Genomic DNA, 17247 nt, shown 5'->3' with positions numbered 1-17247 from the left:
GCTCAACGTGGGCCTGCGTGATTCAAGGGAGAGAAGCGGAGTATGTCCTCACACAGCCACCAAACCACCAGCAGCTTTGCTGCCCTGGCCCGACTGCTCCGATACGCCCGGGGATATCGCAGACAGATCATCGCGGCCACCACCTGCTCAATTATCAACAAACTCTTCGATATCGCCCCCGAAATCCTGATCGGTGTCGCCATTGATGTGGTCGTCAATCAGGAAGAGAGCTTCGTGGCTGGCCTCGGTTTTGAAACCGCCCAGGAACAGATCACCATTCTGGCCGTACTCACCTTTTTCATCTGGGCCGGTGAATCCCTGTTCGAATACCTGTTCCAGATTCTCTGGCGCAACCTGGCCCAGCGGCTGCAGTCGGACCTGCGACAGGATGCCTACGAACATGCCCAGCGCCTGGACATGAGCTTCTTTGAGGCCCGCAGTTCGGGGCAACTGGTGGCCACCATGAACGATGACGTGAACCAGCTCGAACGCTTCCTCGACGGCGGCGCCAACGCCATGATTCAGGTAGTGGTGACCGTGGTTGCCGTCGGCGCCGTATTCTTCGTGCTCTCGCCGCTCATTGCCCTGCTGGCATTCACACCCATCCCCCTGATTATCTGGGGCGCCTTCTACTTCCAGCGCAAAGCGGGGCCGCTCTACGCCGACGTTCGTGAAAAAGTGGGTGACCTGTCCAGCCGGCTGGCCAACAATCTGGGTGGCATCGCCACAATCAAGAGCTTTACCGCTGAACAGCGGGAGGCAAAGCGTCTGAAAGAAAGCAGCGAAGCCTACGTGGAGGCCAATCGCCGGGCCATCCGTATCAGCTCCGCCTTTATCCCGGTGATCCGGATGGCCATTCTTGCCGGCTTCCTGGCCACCTTTACGGTGGGCGGCATGATGGCCCTTGAGGGCAACCTGAACGTGGGTGCCTATGGCGTTCTGGTATTTCTTACCCAGCGCCTGCTGTGGCCCCTGACCGGCCTTGCCGAGGTGATTGACCTGTTCGAACGGGCCATGGCCAGCACCCGTCGGATTCTGGACCTTCTGGCCGAGCCCGTGCACGTGCGTGACGAGGGTGGCAAGGCGCTGGCAGAGCCGGTGAAAGGCGATGTTGAGCTGGACAAAGTAAGCTTTCACTATCCGTCCAGCGGTGCAGGAATACGGGATATCAGCCTGACCGTGCCAGCCGGCAATACCCTTGCGCTGGTCGGCGCAACCGGTTCCGGCAAATCCACTCTGATCAAGTTGCTGCTGCGGTTCTACGATCCAAGCAACGGCCAAATCCGAATCGATGGACAACCCATTCGGGATCTCAGCCTGCAATCCCTGCGCGGCGCAATTGGGCTCGTCAGTCAGGATGTCTACCTGTTCGAGGGCACCATTCGGGAAAACCTTGCCTACGGGAATCCGGCTGCCACCGATGCCGAGATCATTGAGGCAGCGAAAACCGCGGAAGCCTGGTCGTTTATTGAAGCCCTGCCCGAGGGCCTGAACACATCAGTAGGTGAACGGGGCATTCGACTTTCGGGAGGACAACGCCAGCGACTGTCCCTCGCCCGCGCCCTGCTGAAAAACCCGCCGATACTGGTGCTCGATGAAGCCACCAGTGCTGTGGACAACGAAACAGAAGCCGCCATCCAGCGGTCACTGAGGCGTATTGGCCACAACCGGACCGTGATCATGATTGCCCATCGGCTCTCCACCATCGTTGATGCCGACTCCATTGCGGTGATTGAAGGCGGCAAAGTACTGGAACAGGGAACTCACCGGGAGTTGCTGAACCAGAATGGCGCCTACGCCAACCAGTGGCGAGTGCAGACCGGGCAAATACAGGCCGCCATTTAACGCAATATATATTGATAGTGATTCGCATTTAAATTATTCTGCAGGCCCTCAGCATTCCGGGAGCCTGCATGCCTGTTTTTTTCGACGTTTCCAGTCTTGATGTCCGCATTGGCGACACCACCATACTTCAGAATCTGAACCTCGGTTTCGAAGAGGGCGAGGTAACGGCCCTGCTCGGGCATAACGGCTCCGGCAAGTCCACCTTGCTCAAGGTGCTTGCCCGCCAGCTTGCCCCCTCCACCGGCGATGTACATCTGCTGGGGAAATCCTTTCGGAGCACGGGCGCCCGGGAATTTGCACGCAATGTGGGCTACCTGCCACAGCATCCGCCGGGGACGGACGGTTTGACCGTTCGAGAGCTGGTTGCCCTGGGGCGCTATCCGTGGCGCGGGCCACTGGGACGTTATAACGAGGAAGACCACCGCCTGATCACCCGGGCCATTGAGGACACCGGACTCGGCCAGTTCCAGCATCGCTCCGTCGACACGCTCTCTGGTGGTGAACGCCAGCGCGCCTGGATTGCCATGCTGCTGGCCCAGCAAACACGATGCCTGCTGCTGGATGAGCCCATATCCGCCCTCGATGTAAAACATCAGGTTGAAACCCTGCGCCTGGTCCATCGGCTCGCCGAGCATCGGGATCTTACGGTTGTTGTGGTGCTGCATGATGTGGATCTTGCGGCCAGGTTCTGCGACCGGCTCGTAGCTCTGAAATCCGGGCAGCTGGTCGCCGATGGCAGCCCCCGGGAAATCATGGATTCCGGCATTCTTGAATCCATTTATGGCGTTCCCATGGGCGTGATGGAGCGCGCGCCCGGACAGTGGGTGTCCTATGTTTACTAGGTCTAGACTTTCCTGGCGATACAGCGCGGCACTGCTGGTGAGCCTGCTACCGTTCTTTGCCTGCGCCGCAAGCTGGCAGCACGAACAGGGAACCCTGACACTGGACAAGACTCCGGAACGGGTGATTGCTCTCAACTGGGCGGCCACAGAGGCGCTCTTGTTACTCGGTGTCACGCCCATCGGCGTTGCCGATCGGGATGGCTATAACGTCTGGGTCAGGGAACCGGAACTTCCCGAAGGAGTCGCCAACATTGGCACCCGGGTGGCGCCGAGCCTCGAAGCCATTGCCGAGCTAAAACCGGATCTGATCGTCACCAGTTCCGAGATGGCGCCCGCGGCGAACCTGCTGGAGCGCATTGCACCCACCTACGTTGTCAGCGTTTACCAGCGAGGCTCCCAACCTTTCGTAAAGGCCAGCGCCATGCTCATAACTCTCGGTGACATGCTGGACCGGGAGGAGCGGGCTGATGCTGTTCTGAGCGATATAGACCAGACCCTGAATAACCAGCGTCGTCGCCTCGAAAATGCCGGCCTCACCGACCGGCCGGTGGCGCTGGTGAACTTTCTGGATGACCGTCACGTTCGCGTGTATGCACCCAATGGTCTTTATCAAAGCGCTCTGAACGCGCTCGGCCTTGAGAACGCCTGGCCCCACACCGGTAATTACTGGGGTTTCTCGGTAGTCGGGCTTGAAGCACTTGCGCCCTATCAGGACAGTCGGATTGTTGTTATTTCTCCGACCCTGGCCGGGTTGTCTGACACTCTGGCCGACAGCCCTTTCTGGACTTATCTTCCACCGGTTCAACGCGATCAGGTTTACCAGATTGATCCGGTCTGGCCGTTTGGCGGGGTCTTCCCGGTCAAGCGACTGGCAACGTTACTCGCCGATGGCCTGCTGGAAGGAGGTTCAGACAATGTACGCTGAATCCGCAAGCAGCCCGGTCGCTCAGCCATCCCTGCCAGCAAGATTGCCGGTAGCTGCAGCGCTGATCTGGTGTGGTGCATTTCTCGCGAGCGCGGCGCCCTGGCTTGGCCAGCTCGACGCCGGCGCCCTCATCGCCGCCTTCTGGACGTTCGAAGCTAACGATTACGCTTCGGTACTGGCCCATTACAGCTGGGCCCCCCGTGTCGCCATTGCCGTCCTCATTGGCTTTGGTCTTGGCCTCGCCGGCGCCGTTACCCAACAGATCCTTGGCAACCCCCTTGCCTCGCCCACAACCCTGGGCGTGGAAGCCGGCGGCCAGTTCGGGGTAACAGTAGCGACCATGTTCTTTCCCGGGTTGCTGGCGTTCAGTCCGGACCTGGTGGCGGTTTCCGGCGGGTTGCTGGCGATCGGACTGGTTATCGCGCTGACCTGGCGCCTGGGCTTTTCACCGGTCACCGTGATACTGGCCGGTCTTGTCGTCACCTTTTTCCTGGGCGCCGTCAACATGGCGTTCCTGTTACTCAAGGGCGAATGGCTGGGCAATCTATTCATCTGGGGAGCGGGCTCGCTGGTCCAGAATAACTGGCAACCGTTTATGGAACTCTGGCCCCGGGTACTGGTGCTGGGCGTATTCATGGTCCTGTTGATGCGGCCACTTCAGATCATGCAACTGGGGCAGACATCCGCCCGCTCCCTGGGAGCCAAGGTAGGTCTGATTCGCTTGCTGGCGTTGTTTCTGGTGGTTTTGATGAGTGCCACCGTGGTGAGCCGGGTTGGTGTGGTTGCCTTTGTTGGACTGGCGGCACCGGTTCTGGCCAGGCTTCTCGGTGCCCGTACATTGTCTGAGCGGCTGGTGTGGAGCAGTCTTCTGGGTGCAGGTCTGCTGTTACTGGCGGACACCCTCGCCCATTGGGCATCCACCTGGGGCGACGGGTCTCTGGTACCCACCGGCACGACCACCGCCCTGATTGGCGGGCCCATTATTCTGTTGGCACTACAGGGCTTGAAGAACACCCATCACATGCCAGGACAGGATGACAGCCCCGCCGGTTTTCTGCCGAAAAGACGCCCCACGCCTATGATCGGCGGTGTCATTGCCGCGCTGCTTCTGCTCACAATCGGCATCTCCATGGGTTGGTCTCCCGGGCTCAACGAGTGGAACTGGACCCCGATCGCCCAATGGAACGACGCCTGGGTCTGGCGCGGTCCCAGATTAATGGCTGCCATTCTTGCCGGCGTGGCCCTGGGCCTTGCGGGAACACTGATCCAGCGCATGACAGGCAACGCCATGGCCAGCCCGGAAATGCTTGGCATCAGTGGTGGCGCAGCAGTCGTCATGGTTCTGATCGTTCTGTTCGGTGCCGATATTGGCCGGGCAGGACAGCTGGGAGCGGCCACCCTGGGTGCGGCAGCTGCGCTGGGGTTGCTGATTATGCTTGCCCGCAAGCACCGGTTTGCCGGCAACCAGCTTCTCCTGGGTGGACTTGCACTTTATGTGTTCATGGATGCGGGACTTCGCCTGGTCATGGCTTCTGGCGGTACGGTAGCTTCACAACTGCTCAACTGGATGTACGGTTCAACCTGGCTGGTTTCGGAGACCGAAGCACTGGGTCTGCTGGCGCTCATTGTGCTGATTTCGGCCGGCCTGTTGGTGATAATCCGACCCCTGAGCATTCTTCCCCTGGGTGAAACATCGGCCAGTTCACTGGGCTTGCCGGTGAAGAAAGTCCGCCTGGTGTTGCTTCTATTAGCAGCGTTGCTGACCGCTTCGGCGACGGTCGTGATAGGCCCGCTAAGTTTTATAGGTCTTATTGCACCCCACCTGGCAAGAGTTCTGGGCCAGCAGACCGTTGGCCGGCAGCTCATTGTCGCTGCCCTTGCCGGCGGTCTTCTGCTCGGCATGGCGGACTACCTGTCCAGGGTTGTGGCTTACCCCAATCAGTTGCCAGCGGGACTCCTGGCTGCCCTGGTGGGCGGACTGTATTTCCTCTGGGGTTTGAGTCGTCATGGCAGAGCCTGAGCGTAACCCGGGGGTCGGTCCCCAGGGACGGGAATACCGCCGTATGCTAGGTCAGTCAGGGCTGGATGGTGAATCAGTTCTTAATGAGGCTCTCCAAACGACGGCAGGTGCGCGAAGCGGTCTCTTCTCGCTCGACCAGTGCCTGGAGCAACCGTCGCTACTGCTCCGCCAGGTTGGCATCGAATACGGAGGCAACGCCGGGAGCCGGACCCTGCGCGCTTATATTTCTGTGCTTCAGCAGGATCTGGCGCTCAGCGTGATTGCGCCTCTGACTCTCAGGCTATTTCGCGACGGCCACGCGCCTTTGCCGGATGCCAAACGAATATTCCTGGCTCCGGCGGACCACTCGAAACAAACAGTATCCCGTTGGTTTCAGCTGCCGGGCGGCGTGGGTGTTGATGAAGAAACGTTTGTCAGGTCAGCGGGAACTCTGACAGCTGAGTGGTACCCTGTCTTCCGGCGCCAGCTGGGAGTAAGCCCGGGCGCCTACTGGAGCAGTACAGGTCTTGGACTCGGGGCGCCGTTTTCAGCCGTGTGGAACCGGGTCGAACCACAAGCACTTTGCCGGTTGGCGCAAGGCTGGTTGGAGCAGTTTCAAAACGATGCAAACCAGTTTATTGACTGGATACCGGCGGTGTTCGGTGAACTGGCCACGGCAATCCCCCAGCGAAAGGGGTGTTGCCTGAAATACCTGCTACCGGAGGGCGGTTACTGCGGCACCTGTGGCGTGCATCGCAAGGAACGACTCGCCGCTCTCATGTCCCAAGAGCGGACGACAACGCCAGGCCAATGGCAGCCAGGCCAATAAGCGCACCGGCCCCTGCTGCCAGTTTCAAACCTTCGATCATTTCCTGTTCGGGTGACATTCCTTTTTCTCCCGTTTGACGTGAACCCAGTGGCCTTTACTTTATTGCGAATAATTTTTATTTGCAACAGTGGCACTGATCTGTAATCCAAAGGAAGCCCTATACTCTTGATAATGGGACACGCTTCGGCGAAGCCCGCTTCAACTGCTACTCTGAATGTTCACACGGCACCGGTAGGAACGGAGGCTCCAATGGGTATACTCAAACACCTTGTCCTGATAGGCAGTTTAATGCTGGTTGCCGTTACCAGCGTGGCAAACCAGACCTTTTCCTCCGACAAAACCGATTTCCGGCTCGAGACCATTGCAGAAGGCCTCGAGCATCCCTGGAGCCTGGCGTTTCTGCCGGATGACTCCATGCTGGTCACGGAGCGGGAAGGACGGCTGCGAATAATCCGTAACGGTGCGCTGTTGAGTGCCCCTATCAGCGGGCTACCAGAGCTCGTCGTATCCGGCCAGGGCGGGCTGCTGGACGTGATTCTGCACCCGGATTTTGAACAGAATCAGATTCTGTTCCTGAGCTATGCCCACCGAAACCGGGACGGCATGACCACTCGCGTGGCTCGCGCCCGACTGGACGGGGGGCGTCTGACCGGCGTTGACGTCATCTTTGAAGCGCTACCCCGCTCAAACACCAGCAGGCACTTTGCAGGTCGCATGGAATTCGACCGGGAGGGCAACCTCTACATCTCCGTTGGAGACCGGGGCGAGATGGACCGGGCCCAGGACAATGGTGATGATGCCGGCGGCGTTCACCGGATTACGACTGACGGCGGTCCCGCGCCCGGCAATCCTTTCCTCAACACCAGCGGCGTTAACGATACCTTCTATACAACCGGTAACCGCAATATTCAGGGCATGACGATCCACCCGGAAACGGGCGAAATATGGAGCCACGAACATGGTCCCCGGGGTGGCGACGAAATCAACATCATCCGGGCAGGAACCGATTACGGATGGCCGACAATCACCTACGGCATCGACTATTCTGGCCTGCCCATCACTGACGAGACCGAAAAGGAAGGCATGGCCCAGCCACTGCATTACTGGGATCCTTCCATTGCGCCATCCGGCATGGCGTTTTATACCGGTGACCTGTTTCCGGAATGGCAGGGAGACCTGTTTGTAGGGGCACTCAAGATGAGAAAGCTGGTGCGCCTGCGCATTCAGGGTGGAGATGTGACCGAGGAAGAAGATCTGCTGACAGACCTCGGTGAGCGGATCCGCGACGTGCGTATGGGCCCGGACGGCGCCCTGTGGCTGCTGACAGATTCACCGCGGGGCAAGGTCTATCGGATGGTGCCGCTTCAGTGAGGATCGTTGGTTCGCTCGGTTTTCTCGAACTGGGGCAGCTCGTCGGTAATCTCGAACCAGTCGGATTTTGAGCCCACGAACACATGTTGGGCCGGCCCCTTACCCAGGGGCTCGTTGATACATCCAACTCGCAGACGCAGTATGCCGGAGATGGCGTCAACACGGCTGTAAAGCTGGCTGCCGCAACGGCTGCAGAAGCCCCGGTACTTGCCGGGACGCGATTCGAACTCGGTAATCCTGTCTTCGCCGGATACGAACCGGAACCTCACCTTCTGCACCGGCGCGCTGGCCGAGAACGCGCTCCCGTGGGCGCGCCGGCACTGGCTGCAGTGGCACAGGGCAACCGGGCCGAGAGGGCCATCGTATTCAAAACAGATATCGCCACACAGGCAACGACCGGTGTACATGGTGCGGGCCTCACTGGTTCGGCTCAGAGGTTGATTCAGGCGCGATGATACCCGGCGGCCACTTGAAGAACCAGTCTGCCGGCACCACTTTAAGAACACACCATTCGCTAAGGAGGACATTATGTCATTCAGCGCACTTCCGAAGATCGGCATGGGAACTTTCCGGCTCAAGGGCAACGATGCCCGAGATGCCGTCAAGAGCGCCCTGTCCCTGGGCTACCGCCATATCGATACTGCCCAGATGTATGGAAACGAAGCGGAAGTTGGTGATGGCATTACCTCCAGTGGTATTCCGCGCAGGGAAATTTTCCTGACCACCAAAATCTGGCACGACCAGCTGCACGCGAGCGATCTGATAAATAGCCTGCACGACAGTCTCGCGCGGCTGAAAACCGACCATGTGGATCTGGCCCTTATTCACTGGCCATCCCCAGGCGATGAAGTGCCCATGAAAGAATATCTTGGCGCCCTCAGGGATGCCCAGCGCGAAGGGCTGGCCGAGCACATCGGCATTTCCAACTTCACCTGCGCACAGATGGATGAGGCGAAAGCCATACTGGGCGACACGCCCATCTTCACCAATCAGGTAGAAGTGCACCCCTTCCTGGCGAACCGCAAGGTGGTGGAACATGCCCAGAAGCTCGGCATTACCGTAACCGGCTATATGCCGCTGGCAGTCGGCAAGGTGATGGCGGACGAGACACTGCAACGCATTGCCGGTGAGCGAAACCTGACGCCGGCCCAGGTGGCTATTGCCTGGGTGGCATCGAGAGGCGTCGTGCCGATCCCCTCCTCAACACGCCCCGGCCACCAGAAGGCCAACCTGGAGGCGCTGGAGGTTGAGTTGAGCGAAGAGGAAATCCGCGCGATTGACGAGCTGGACCGCAACGAGCGCATCGCTAATCCGGACTTCGCGCCAGCCTGGGACTGAGCCAGAACCCGGCTCCAACCAGCAACAGCGTAGCTAACGGGGTAACAAGCAACCACCAGGTTTGCAGTACCCAGAACATGGCTGCGCTGAAAAGGCTCCACAGCAGCACCAGCGGCAGATAAAGCCAGCGCCAGGGACCGGTTATCAGAGCAACGATCAGGGCGCCGGCCGCCGCGGTGGTGCCGGGCACGATGCCGAACAGCGCGACCGACTGCCACTGGCCAGTCTCCGCCGCCACCAACCATGGCAAACCACAGACCACGATCAGCCAGAGGGCAACAAATCGGCCAGGTAGTAGCGCGCCCCCATGAACTCCACCGGAAAACAGCGCCGCGGCAAGCAGACCCCCTTGCGCCACAAAGGCCCAGCCAAACCACGCTGCGGGCCAGTTAATGGGTCCGAAATAGCCCACCAGAAATCCATAGCCACTGACCGCCCAGGCAACCGCCATCAGCCCGACGACCAAACGCCGTGCCGCCCTGCTCTGCCTGAAAATCAGCACCGGTATGAAAATGGCGATCATCACCGCCAGCAACTGCCAGGGCCAGAGATCCTGGTTGATCCGGACAAACAGCCGCAGAAACACCTGCGGCCCGAACATCACGAAATCCTGCAGGGAGTAGCTCAGCCAATCCGCACCACTCACAAAGACCTCACGTAATCCGCCATCCGCTGGCGCTGATCGGCATCCGGAAGCGCGCCATAGAGTGCGCCCATGTTTTCCTTCATATGCTCGACCTTGCTCGTTGCCGGAATGGCACAGGTCACTGCCGGATGGGAAATAATGTACTTTAGAAAGAACTCAGCCCAGTTGCTGACTCCAACCTCCCCGGCCCAATCCGGCAGCGGCTCCGACTGAAACCGACGGAACAGCGAACCACCCTGGAACGGCCGGTTAACGATCACCCCGATTCCCCGCTCCTCGGCCAATGGCAGCAACCGGTCCTCAACCTCGCGGTCCAGAACGTTGTAGGTCAGTTGCACGAAATCCAGCGGTTCCCGCTCCATGATCTGTGCAACCTCCCGGTGCCGTCGACCGTGAGACGTGGTGATGCCGATATACCGAACCTCACCGTTGGCCTTCATCTGCTTGAGGGTTTCAAGATGCCCCTGCCAGCCCAGCAGATTGTGCACCTGCAACAAATCGAACCGATCAACACCCCAACGCCTGCTCGAACGCGCCGCCTCCTCCCGGGTTTCCGATTCATCGCCGGTCCAGATCTTGGTGGCCGCAAAAATCCGGTCGTGGGCGCCCAGAGCGTTCAGCGCCTCGCCCATGACATCTGCAGCGCTGCCGTACATCGGCGAGCCATCGACCACCGTGCCGCCGAGCTCGAAAAAGGTTTTCAGAACCTCAGTGCGCTGGGCGATTAATTGTTCGTCACCACCAACGTTGAAGGTGATCCAGGTGCCCATGCCGATTGCAGGGATGGATTCGTCTGTGCCGGGAATCCGGCGCATGATGGGAGATAATGCGGTGCTCTCCGATGTGTTTGCGAACAGCATCGGGGCTTTAAGAGCAATTCCGGCGAGGCCGGAACTGATCAGGAACTTCCTTCGAGTAATCTGATTCGCCATAGCGCCCCCACTGACAGAAATTTCAGTGCGAATAGCATGATGCTCAAACAGCGCGGGTGGGTCATCCCTTCTCCAGACCGTGGAGGGCCACGGATGGCCCGACCGAGCCTACATGGAAGTATTTACGGCGTGTCTGGAGAAGGGATGACCCACCCGGGCGGCAGCTACATGGCTGACAGTCTTATCAACAACTCAGTTCCCGTACTCACGATCCAGATACTTCAGAATCCTGGCAGACTCGAACATCCCTTCCCCGGTATTGGGGTCTTCAAGATAGGGCACCTGAACCCGCTTGTGCACCTGGAAAAACGCATCCCGCTTGCCACCAGGAATCGGCGTATAGGGCCCCGGCTTGATGCGCTGCTTCGCTGGCCCGATCTCTGTCCAGTGCTCCTTGCCCAGGTTGTGCAAGGTATACGGAATTTCCAGCTCACAAAGCCGCTCACGCACCAGGCGTGAAAACGGGCTACCCTCGAAACTCCACAGGTGCAACAGCTGCTCCGGCCGCTTGCCCTGACTGACTCTCAGCCCCCGCATGGCGCTGGTTACCGAGGCTACAGAGCCCAGGACCGGCTGCCAGACCCGACCACGATAGTAGGACGGCACCGACCGCCCGGCATATTGCCGGAACAAATACTCGATGATCTCCTCCGATTCGTACATGACCGTGCCCGTGTTCTGGTCCGCCAACAAGGGGAACTGTTGCCTGCCTCCCAGCGCCTCCGCCTGGGCCCGGAATACCAACCCGCCTTTCGGACAGGGCCGGATTTCCACATCCAGGTTAAGGGCAGTCAGGGCTTCACGAACGCGACGGCAGTACGGACAGCCCTCCATGTCGTAGAGCACGATCGGCTTTTCCGGCTGGGGAACATTTTTTACCACCAGGCAACCGCGCCACGCAGTGAGCGACGATGTCGCGACCGAGCCCAGCACGTGGACGTTATGAGAAAGCATATTCGACATAAACAAACCTTTTGTTGGAGACCACGCCATTATCACGCAATCTGAAAATTTTCCATTGGCTCCGGGGATCGATCTCCACGACCGTTAATTTTTGTCCACCTAACCCCATGATTCACAAAGGCACTTACATGACGTCACAAAACTTCAATACAAACAACGACACTACTGCCATTTTTTAACGTCATGTAGAGCTTTTCTGCATAGTACAAACCGCCAGGATGGGCTATTGTTGAAGTATACGAACTCACTGGACGGTGACCATGTTAATCCCGGGTATGCGGCGCTCAGGCTCTGTAGGAGCCGAAAAAATGTATCATCGATTCAGGCGGTCGTTACTGGCGTCACTTATGGCCCTGTCTGTCACGGCTGGCCCATCCGTTGCCGCCGCAGATGGCGAAGACGCGGGATTTTCCGGCACTCGCCTCTGGTCCAGTCAGTTGAAGGATTACGCCCTCCAGTCCCTTCATAACGAAGACGCCATGAGCATGGCAGCCATTCCGCTGAATGGCCCCGGCATCAATCAGTACATCAATGCCGATGCGCTGATGAGCCCTGGCTCCATCATGAAGCTGGTAACAACCTTCGCGGCACTCGAGGTTCTCGGCCCCAATCATCATTGGGATACCGATTTCCTCACCGACGGTGTCATGGTCGGCGACACCCTCGAAGGCAATCTGTACGTCCGCTTCGGAGGCGATCCCAAGCTCACTATTGAACGCCTCTGGACCACACTGGGCGAGCTGCGCAGCATGGGCATTACCAGAATCGAGGGAGACCTGATCCTTGATGGTTCCTACTTTCAGGTAGACGGTGGTTTTCCTGCGTTTGAGGACAACGGCGACAATCCCCACGCGCCCTTTCTGGTGGAACCGTCCGCCTATCTGACCAACCTGAACCTGATGCACTTCCAGGTGCGTGCCGATGAGCGTGGTACCCAGGCCTGGAGCACGCCCTCCCTGGGCGAAGTCGTTATCGACAACCGCGTGGTTGCCACTGCCGAGGGCCCGTGCCCGTCACGAAGAAACTTTGAATGGGAGCCCATCATTCATGAAGACCACCGGGTGACCGTTCGGGTAACCGGTGAACTTCCCCAGGGCTGCCGAACCACTACCTATCTTTCATTGCTGCCCCATGAACAATACAGCGCCTCGTTGATTCGTTCCTTGCTGGCGGACCTTGGCGTCGTGGTTTCAGGTGGAGACCTGAATGGCGTAACGCCTGAAGATGCCCGGCTGGTGATGAAAACCACCTCGCCGGATCTGGTCACCATGGTGAGGGACATCAACAAGTGGAGCAGCAACGTGATGGCGCGCCAACTGCTGCTCACCATTGGTGCAGAGAACCGCCTGGAAGATGAAAGCGATGACCGGGTTGCCGGCATAAGGGTGCTCTACGACTGGCTTGAAAACAAGGGCATCAATACTGCTGGCATGGTGATCGACAACGGCGCTGGCCTCACCCGACACGGGCGCATCACCGCCCGCCAGGGCGCTCAAATACTTGAACACGCCTGGAACAGCGCCTACTCGGCAGACCTCATGGCCTCAATGCCCATTATCGCGATGGATGGAACCATGGCACGCCGCCTGCGCAATACTGGCATGGATGGCGAGGGTCGTATCAAGACCGGTTACCTGGAAAATGTGAGATCGATCGCCGGGTTCACCCGCGATTCCAATAACACCACCTGGGCCGTGGTCGGGATGGTCAATAACGATCCTGCCTGGAACGGCCAGGCTGTGCTGGACCGAATTCTGTATTCGCTGCATTTCCGGCCACCGACAGGGACGGCCATTTCACATGCGGCTTCCGGCACTTCTGAGACCCGCATCCAATAAAAAGCCCCGGCCGTGGCCGGGGCTTTTTCAAAGATTTAACAGTGTTCTTTACTGAGGCTGCCCAACGAAATCATCGAATAAGATAAGCCCCAGCGCTTGCAATGCCGGATCTGCATTATCTGGGTCCGAATCCCGTGCAACTACCGTGTAGACTCCACCTGCATTTAGCTCCACACCTTCGGCGGTGATTGCCGGTGTGCCCGTTCCTGTCGGTGCAATGTAGACGTTATAGGTGCCATCGGCTATCGGAAGATAATCTGTTACAGCTTTGAAAGGCACGTCTGACAGAGCCGGATCCGAGTTACCAATACCGTCCTGAGTGCCCGGAACCAAATAAATGTCGACATTTCCGGCAGCAGTGGACGCGTGGACAATCCGCAGAGATGCTTGGGTAGCGATGCTGCGCACCGTATCCTCTGCCACCAATGCCTCAATGCTGTCCAGTTGCCCTACCGCAAGAACGCTGTAACCCTGACCGTTAACAAGCGAAAGTGTCTCATCAATTACTACCAGACCACCATTGAGCCCGGTTCCAGCGGCCGCAACCCGAACGCGAGTATCCCCAGCCGGCAAAGCAGCATAGCCGTCAAGGAAGGCATCCGGAGAAACATCGCCGAACGGGATGTTAAACAACGCCGCCGGACCTGTTTCGCCAACAAAAACATCTACGTTAGGTGCATCGGAAGAGGCATGCACAACGCGCACGCCTGCGTCCTGACCTGCGTCGAAAATCTCGGCAACATTACTGCCATTCAGTACGACCAGACTGATTGGGCTTGCATCGCCGTTTGCACCAGTATTGTCAACGGCGCCGACCAGAAGATCAGACCCGGCGGGCAAGCCAATTTGGCCACTGTCGTAAACAACGGTGCTGGAACCCGCAGGGGTAACCCGAATCTGATAATCGTCTGAAGCGGGAAGCTCCAGTGGGCCTACACTTTCCTTGAAGGAGAAGCTGAAGGTAGCTTCGGCAGGAAGCGGATCGCCGGAAGCTGTCACATATACATCTACTGGACCGCCTGCAGCTGTCTGAGCCTCAGGCGACAAATGAGCAACCCTCAGGCGCGCACTGTTGGCATCATCACGAGCACCATCATCAGTCAGAATCAGCGGCTCGATGGTCTCGTCACCAACTTTACCAACCGCAATAACGTCGTACTTAGTATCAGAGCGGAGCGACACCCCGTCAGCGGAAATTACGGTCGCGGTCTCACCGCCCGGCAGCAATCCATCAACCGCAATGTCGGCAAGACCGGCACTGGGCGTCAGGACGGCAGCCTGCTTGTAATCAGCGCCGGGAACGACAACATCACCGTTCACCCGTACATTCACCGCAGGTGCATCAGAGGACGCATGCAGGACCCGAACACTGGTCGTTGCTGGATCATCATCGTCATCAAGCCAACACCCGGATAGCATGACACTACCCGCCAAAACCATCGGTAAAGCGTATTTTGTATTCATTGTTTCAACTCCCCACTTATAGAGGTTGTTTACCAGGATTTGAGTGGTTCGAACCTGCACAAACTCAGTCCATGAATCATGCGTCAATGCATTTACGGGGAGTCAGAAAGAACGGATTTGCATCTTTTAACATTTAAGCTTACATCTGTACGCAATCAGTCCAGTCTGCGCATGGTGAACTCAGTCATCTTCCCTGCAAGCGGCGCGATGAAAGTCACCAGAGGAAAAGCGACGGCCCAGGCGACCAGGAAAGCCGGTCCCCACCGATAATGGAACTCACTGTCGATGCCTGTGTTGATAAAGGTGATCACTCCGGACATCAGCAGCGACATGATTCCGGACATGTAAAAGCCAAAAATCAGCTGGCGTAGACGTGAAAGTCTCATTTTGCTCATGACTTCTCCTGAACAATGCTCCAGCGTTCCCCGGAGCAGCATCTGAAAGGCGTGATATGTCGTACACTGATATCACTCAAACCTAGAATGATAGTGAGCTTGCAATCTTTTTTCGATAAGCCTTTTTACCAAGACAGGTGGGCTATGAATACTGCCAAAGACAGGACACCCGGCTTTTTCAAACCGTTTGTCCTCATTCTGGTACTGGCGTTTGCTCTGGTTGGCTGCAGTTCAACCAAGCTCGCTTATCGATACGCGGATTGGGGCATCGTGTGGTGGATAGAAGACTACGTGACACTCACGGCCGACCAGAAACAGCAGCTCAACAGCGATATTGAGCAACTGCGCCAATGGCATTGCAGCGCCGAACTGCCCCGCTACCAGGCCTGGCTGGATGAACTCGAATCTGATGTTTCAAGCAACCCGCCCAACCTGGCCACCATCGACTACCATCAACAGCAGCTTTTCGGTTTCTTCCCGAGTCTTCTGGAAAGGGCAACGCCCGTCGCCGTGAACCTTCTCTCAAGCCTTAGCGACGAACAGATTCAGGAGTTGGCGGACAACATGGCGCAAAGCCAGCGGGAAATGGAGGAAGAATTCCTGGCCGATTCCCCGGAGGCGACAGCCGCAGCACGCGCAGAGAGGACCGCAGAGCGGGTTGAGCGTTGGCTGGGGGAGCTGAACAGTGAGCAACGAGACATCGTACGGCAATGGTCAGCCAATCGGGGCGCCCAGACTGAAATCTGGCTGCAGGGGCGCAGGAACTGGCAACTGGCACTGCTGAAAACACTGGAGGGAAGAGACGAGCCGACGTTCGAGGCGGAACTGGAACATCTGATTCTGAATTCAGAGGAAGTGCGGGGTGACGCTTACAAAGCCATGATGGCGGAGAGCCGCATTGCCATGGCCTCCCTGATGCACGACTTGATTATGGCAGGTGACAGGGAAACACTGGCCCAGCTTCAAAATCGGGCGGTGGAGCTGAACAGCGATTTTGAGGCACTGACCTGCTCGCCGGCCTGATAGTCTCGGAAGTATTGAAGACGGGGTCAGATGAAAGCGTTCATCCGACCCCAACGGATACTCAGACTGTCAGGTAACCACCATCGGCATTGATGCAGGCACCCGTGGTGTAGCTGGAAGCATCGGAAACCAGATACAGCACTGTACCCGCCATCTCGCTCGGATCGGCCACCCGCTTCATGGGGATATGGGCCATGGCTTGCTTCTTGATGGCCTCGTTGGTGGTCAGGGCGCTGGCGAACTTGGTATCGGTCAGCCCTGGCAGCAGCGCGTTCACGCGGATTTTCTGCTGACCCAGCTCCATGGCAAAGGACTTGGTCATGGAAATGACGGCGGCCTTGGTAACCGAGTAGATGCCCTGGTAGTGCCCCGGATTGACGCCGTTCACGGACGCCACGTTCACGATAGAGCCACCACCGGCTTTTTTCATCATCTGGGCGCCGCGTGCACACATGAAGAAATAACCACGGATGTTCACATCCACGGTCTTGTTGAAGGCGCCCAGATCGGTGTCTTCCACCGGCCCGAAATAGGGATTGGCCGCGGCGTTGTTTACCAGGATGTCCAGCTTGCCATGGGTCTGTTCAATATGCCCCCAGATGCTCTCAATCTGGTCCATATCCCCGATGTGGCAGGCGTAGGCTTCGGCGCTGCCGCCGCCATCCCGGATGCTGCTGGCAACGGCTTCGCAACCGTCAATCTTGCGACTACTGACAATCACGTGGGCGCCATAATCGGAAAGGGTCCGGGCAATGCACTCGCCGATGCCGCGGCTGGCACCGGTAATCAGGGCAACCTTGCCAGTCAGATCAAACAGGTTCTTGCTGCTCATTCGTT

Annotated in this window: 16 protein-coding genes; 9 read left to right on the top strand and 7 right to left on the bottom strand. The window is 58.2% G+C overall.

The window, feature by feature from the left end:
* Positions 1-42 precede the first annotated feature (42 nt).
* The 6 genes from ACWJ62_RS11840 (at position 43) to ACWJ62_RS11815 (ending at position 7811) form a co-directional block, all read left to right on the top strand.
* Positions 43-1845 (top strand): ABC transporter ATP-binding protein, encoded by a 1803-nt coding sequence (locus ACWJ62_RS11840; RefSeq protein WP_449286363.1) that lies wholly within the window; start codon positions 43-45, stop codon positions 1843-1845.
* Between the two features lie 68 nt (positions 1846-1913).
* Entirely contained in the window at positions 1914-2687 is a 774-nt protein-coding gene (locus tag ACWJ62_RS11835; protein WP_449286362.1) for an ABC transporter ATP-binding protein, read from the top strand.
* Entirely contained in the window at positions 2677-3612 is a 936-nt protein-coding gene (locus ACWJ62_RS11830) for an ABC transporter substrate-binding protein (protein ID WP_449286361.1), read from the top strand. The genes ACWJ62_RS11835 and ACWJ62_RS11830 overlap by 11 nt, the downstream gene beginning before the upstream one ends.
* The gene (fhuB, locus tag ACWJ62_RS11825; RefSeq protein WP_449286360.1) at positions 3602-5632 is read left to right on the top strand and encodes a Fe(3+)-hydroxamate ABC transporter permease FhuB; all 2031 of its coding nucleotides are present in this window, start codon (positions 3602-3604) and stop codon (positions 5630-5632) included. Before ACWJ62_RS11830 ends, fhuB begins: the two co-directional genes overlap by 11 nt.
* Complete coding sequence (locus tag ACWJ62_RS11820; RefSeq protein ID WP_449286359.1) at positions 5619-6440, top strand: (2Fe-2S)-binding protein; 822 nt, start codon at positions 5619-5621, stop codon at positions 6438-6440. Before fhuB ends, ACWJ62_RS11820 begins: the two co-directional genes overlap by 14 nt.
* 249 nt (positions 6441-6689) lie before the next feature.
* Positions 6690-7811: a PQQ-dependent sugar dehydrogenase gene (locus ACWJ62_RS11815; RefSeq protein WP_449286358.1), complete on the top strand. Its 1122-nt coding sequence runs from the start codon at positions 6690-6692 to the stop codon at positions 7809-7811.
* Here the strand turns inward: ACWJ62_RS11815 and ACWJ62_RS11810 are convergent.
* The gene (locus ACWJ62_RS11810) at positions 7805-8218 is read right to left on the bottom strand and encodes a GFA family protein (protein ID WP_449286357.1); all 414 of its coding nucleotides are present in this window, start codon (positions 8216-8218) and stop codon (positions 7805-7807) included. The two genes, ACWJ62_RS11815 and ACWJ62_RS11810, sit on opposite strands and share 7 nt — an antisense overlap.
* Before the next feature lie 121 nt (positions 8219-8339).
* Here ACWJ62_RS11810 and dkgB point away from each other — a divergent pair, with 121 nt between their 5' ends.
* Positions 8340-9149, top strand: coding sequence for a 2,5-didehydrogluconate reductase DkgB (dkgB, locus tag ACWJ62_RS11805; RefSeq protein ID WP_449286356.1), 810 nt, complete (start codon positions 8340-8342; stop codon positions 9147-9149).
* Here the strand turns inward: dkgB and ACWJ62_RS11800 are convergent.
* The 3 genes from ACWJ62_RS11800 to ACWJ62_RS11790 all read right to left on the bottom strand — a co-directional run bounded on the left by ACWJ62_RS11800 (position 9118) and on the right by ACWJ62_RS11790 (position 11690).
* Positions 9118-9795 carry a hypothetical protein gene (locus ACWJ62_RS11800; RefSeq protein WP_449286355.1) on the bottom strand — a complete coding sequence of 226 codons (678 nt, stop codon included), beginning with the start codon at positions 9793-9795 and terminating at the stop codon, positions 9118-9120. The two genes, dkgB and ACWJ62_RS11800, sit on opposite strands and share 32 nt — an antisense overlap.
* Positions 9792-10727, bottom strand: a complete 936-nt coding sequence (locus ACWJ62_RS11795; RefSeq protein ID WP_449286354.1) for an aldo/keto reductase — start codon at positions 10725-10727, stop codon at positions 9792-9794. The genes ACWJ62_RS11800 and ACWJ62_RS11795 overlap by 4 nt, the downstream gene beginning before the upstream one ends.
* 192 nt (positions 10728-10919) lie before the next feature.
* The gene (locus ACWJ62_RS11790; protein ID WP_449286353.1) at positions 10920-11690 is read right to left on the bottom strand and encodes a glutathione S-transferase N-terminal domain-containing protein; all 771 of its coding nucleotides are present in this window, start codon (positions 11688-11690) and stop codon (positions 10920-10922) included.
* 308 nt (positions 11691-11998) lie between these two features.
* Here ACWJ62_RS11790 and dacB point away from each other — a divergent pair, with 308 nt between their 5' ends.
* Complete coding sequence (gene dacB, locus ACWJ62_RS11785) at positions 11999-13528, top strand: D-alanyl-D-alanine carboxypeptidase/D-alanyl-D-alanine endopeptidase (RefSeq protein ID WP_449286352.1); 1530 nt, start codon at positions 11999-12001, stop codon at positions 13526-13528.
* 48 nt (positions 13529-13576) lie between these two features.
* Here the strand turns inward: dacB and ACWJ62_RS11780 are convergent, their stop codons facing one another.
* Positions 13577-14992 (bottom strand): DUF4397 domain-containing protein, encoded by a 1416-nt coding sequence (locus tag ACWJ62_RS11780; protein WP_449286351.1) that lies wholly within the window; start codon positions 14990-14992, stop codon positions 13577-13579.
* Between the two features lie 155 nt (positions 14993-15147).
* Positions 15148-15387, bottom strand: coding sequence for a DUF2798 domain-containing protein (locus ACWJ62_RS11775; protein ID WP_064227162.1), 240 nt, complete (start codon positions 15385-15387; stop codon positions 15148-15150).
* Between the two features lie 144 nt (positions 15388-15531).
* Here ACWJ62_RS11775 and ACWJ62_RS11770 point away from each other — a divergent pair, with 144 nt between their 5' ends.
* Positions 15532-16410 carry a DUF6279 family lipoprotein gene (locus ACWJ62_RS11770; protein WP_449286350.1) on the top strand — a complete coding sequence of 293 codons (879 nt, stop codon included), beginning with the start codon at positions 15532-15534 and terminating at the stop codon, positions 16408-16410.
* A gap of 61 nt (positions 16411-16471) precedes the next feature.
* Here ACWJ62_RS11770 and ACWJ62_RS11765 read toward each other — a convergent pair whose 3' ends face one another.
* Positions 16472-17242 (bottom strand): SDR family oxidoreductase, encoded by a 771-nt coding sequence (locus tag ACWJ62_RS11765; RefSeq protein ID WP_449286349.1) that lies wholly within the window; start codon positions 17240-17242, stop codon positions 16472-16474.
* Positions 17243-17247 lie beyond the last annotated feature (5 nt).

This window comes from Marinobacter sp. PE14 (genome assembly GCF_053566155.1).
This window is presented reverse-complemented; position numbering and strand designations above follow the sequence as displayed.

Coding starts and splice junctions, on each gene's coding strand:
- ACWJ62_RS11840 (WP_449286363.1), top strand. CDS start 43: ATGTCCTCACACAGCCACCAAACCACCAGCAGCTTTGCTGCCCTGGCC.
- ACWJ62_RS11835 (WP_449286362.1), top strand. CDS start 1,914: ATGCCTGTTTTTTTCGACGTTTCCAGTCTTGATGTCCGCATTGGCGAC.
- ACWJ62_RS11830 (WP_449286361.1), top strand. CDS start 2,677: ATGTTTACTAGGTCTAGACTTTCCTGGCGATACAGCGCGGCACTGCTG.
- fhuB (WP_449286360.1), top strand. CDS start 3,602: ATGTACGCTGAATCCGCAAGCAGCCCGGTCGCTCAGCCATCCCTGCCA.
- ACWJ62_RS11820 (WP_449286359.1), top strand. CDS start 5,619: ATGGCAGAGCCTGAGCGTAACCCGGGGGTCGGTCCCCAGGGACGGGAA.
- ACWJ62_RS11815 (WP_449286358.1), top strand. CDS start 6,690: ATGGGTATACTCAAACACCTTGTCCTGATAGGCAGTTTAATGCTGGTT.
- ACWJ62_RS11810 (WP_449286357.1), bottom strand. CDS start 8,218: ATGTACACCGGTCGTTGCCTGTGTGGCGATATCTGTTTTGAATACGAT.
- dkgB (WP_449286356.1), top strand. CDS start 8,340: ATGTCATTCAGCGCACTTCCGAAGATCGGCATGGGAACTTTCCGGCTC.
- ACWJ62_RS11795 (WP_449286354.1), bottom strand. CDS start 10,727: ATGGCGAATCAGATTACTCGAAGGAAGTTCCTGATCAGTTCCGGCCTC.
- ACWJ62_RS11790 (WP_449286353.1), bottom strand. CDS start 11,690: ATGTCGAATATGCTTTCTCATAACGTCCACGTGCTGGGCTCGGTCGCG.
- dacB (WP_449286352.1), top strand. CDS start 11,999: ATGTATCATCGATTCAGGCGGTCGTTACTGGCGTCACTTATGGCCCTG.
- ACWJ62_RS11780 (WP_449286351.1), bottom strand. CDS start 14,992: ATGAATACAAAATACGCTTTACCGATGGTTTTGGCGGGTAGTGTCATG.
- ACWJ62_RS11775 (WP_064227162.1), bottom strand. CDS start 15,387: ATGAGCAAAATGAGACTTTCACGTCTACGCCAGCTGATTTTTGGCTTT.
- ACWJ62_RS11770 (WP_449286350.1), top strand. CDS start 15,532: ATGAATACTGCCAAAGACAGGACACCCGGCTTTTTCAAACCGTTTGTC.
- ACWJ62_RS11765 (WP_449286349.1), bottom strand. CDS start 17,242: ATGAGCAGCAAGAACCTGTTTGATCTGACTGGCAAGGTTGCCCTGATT.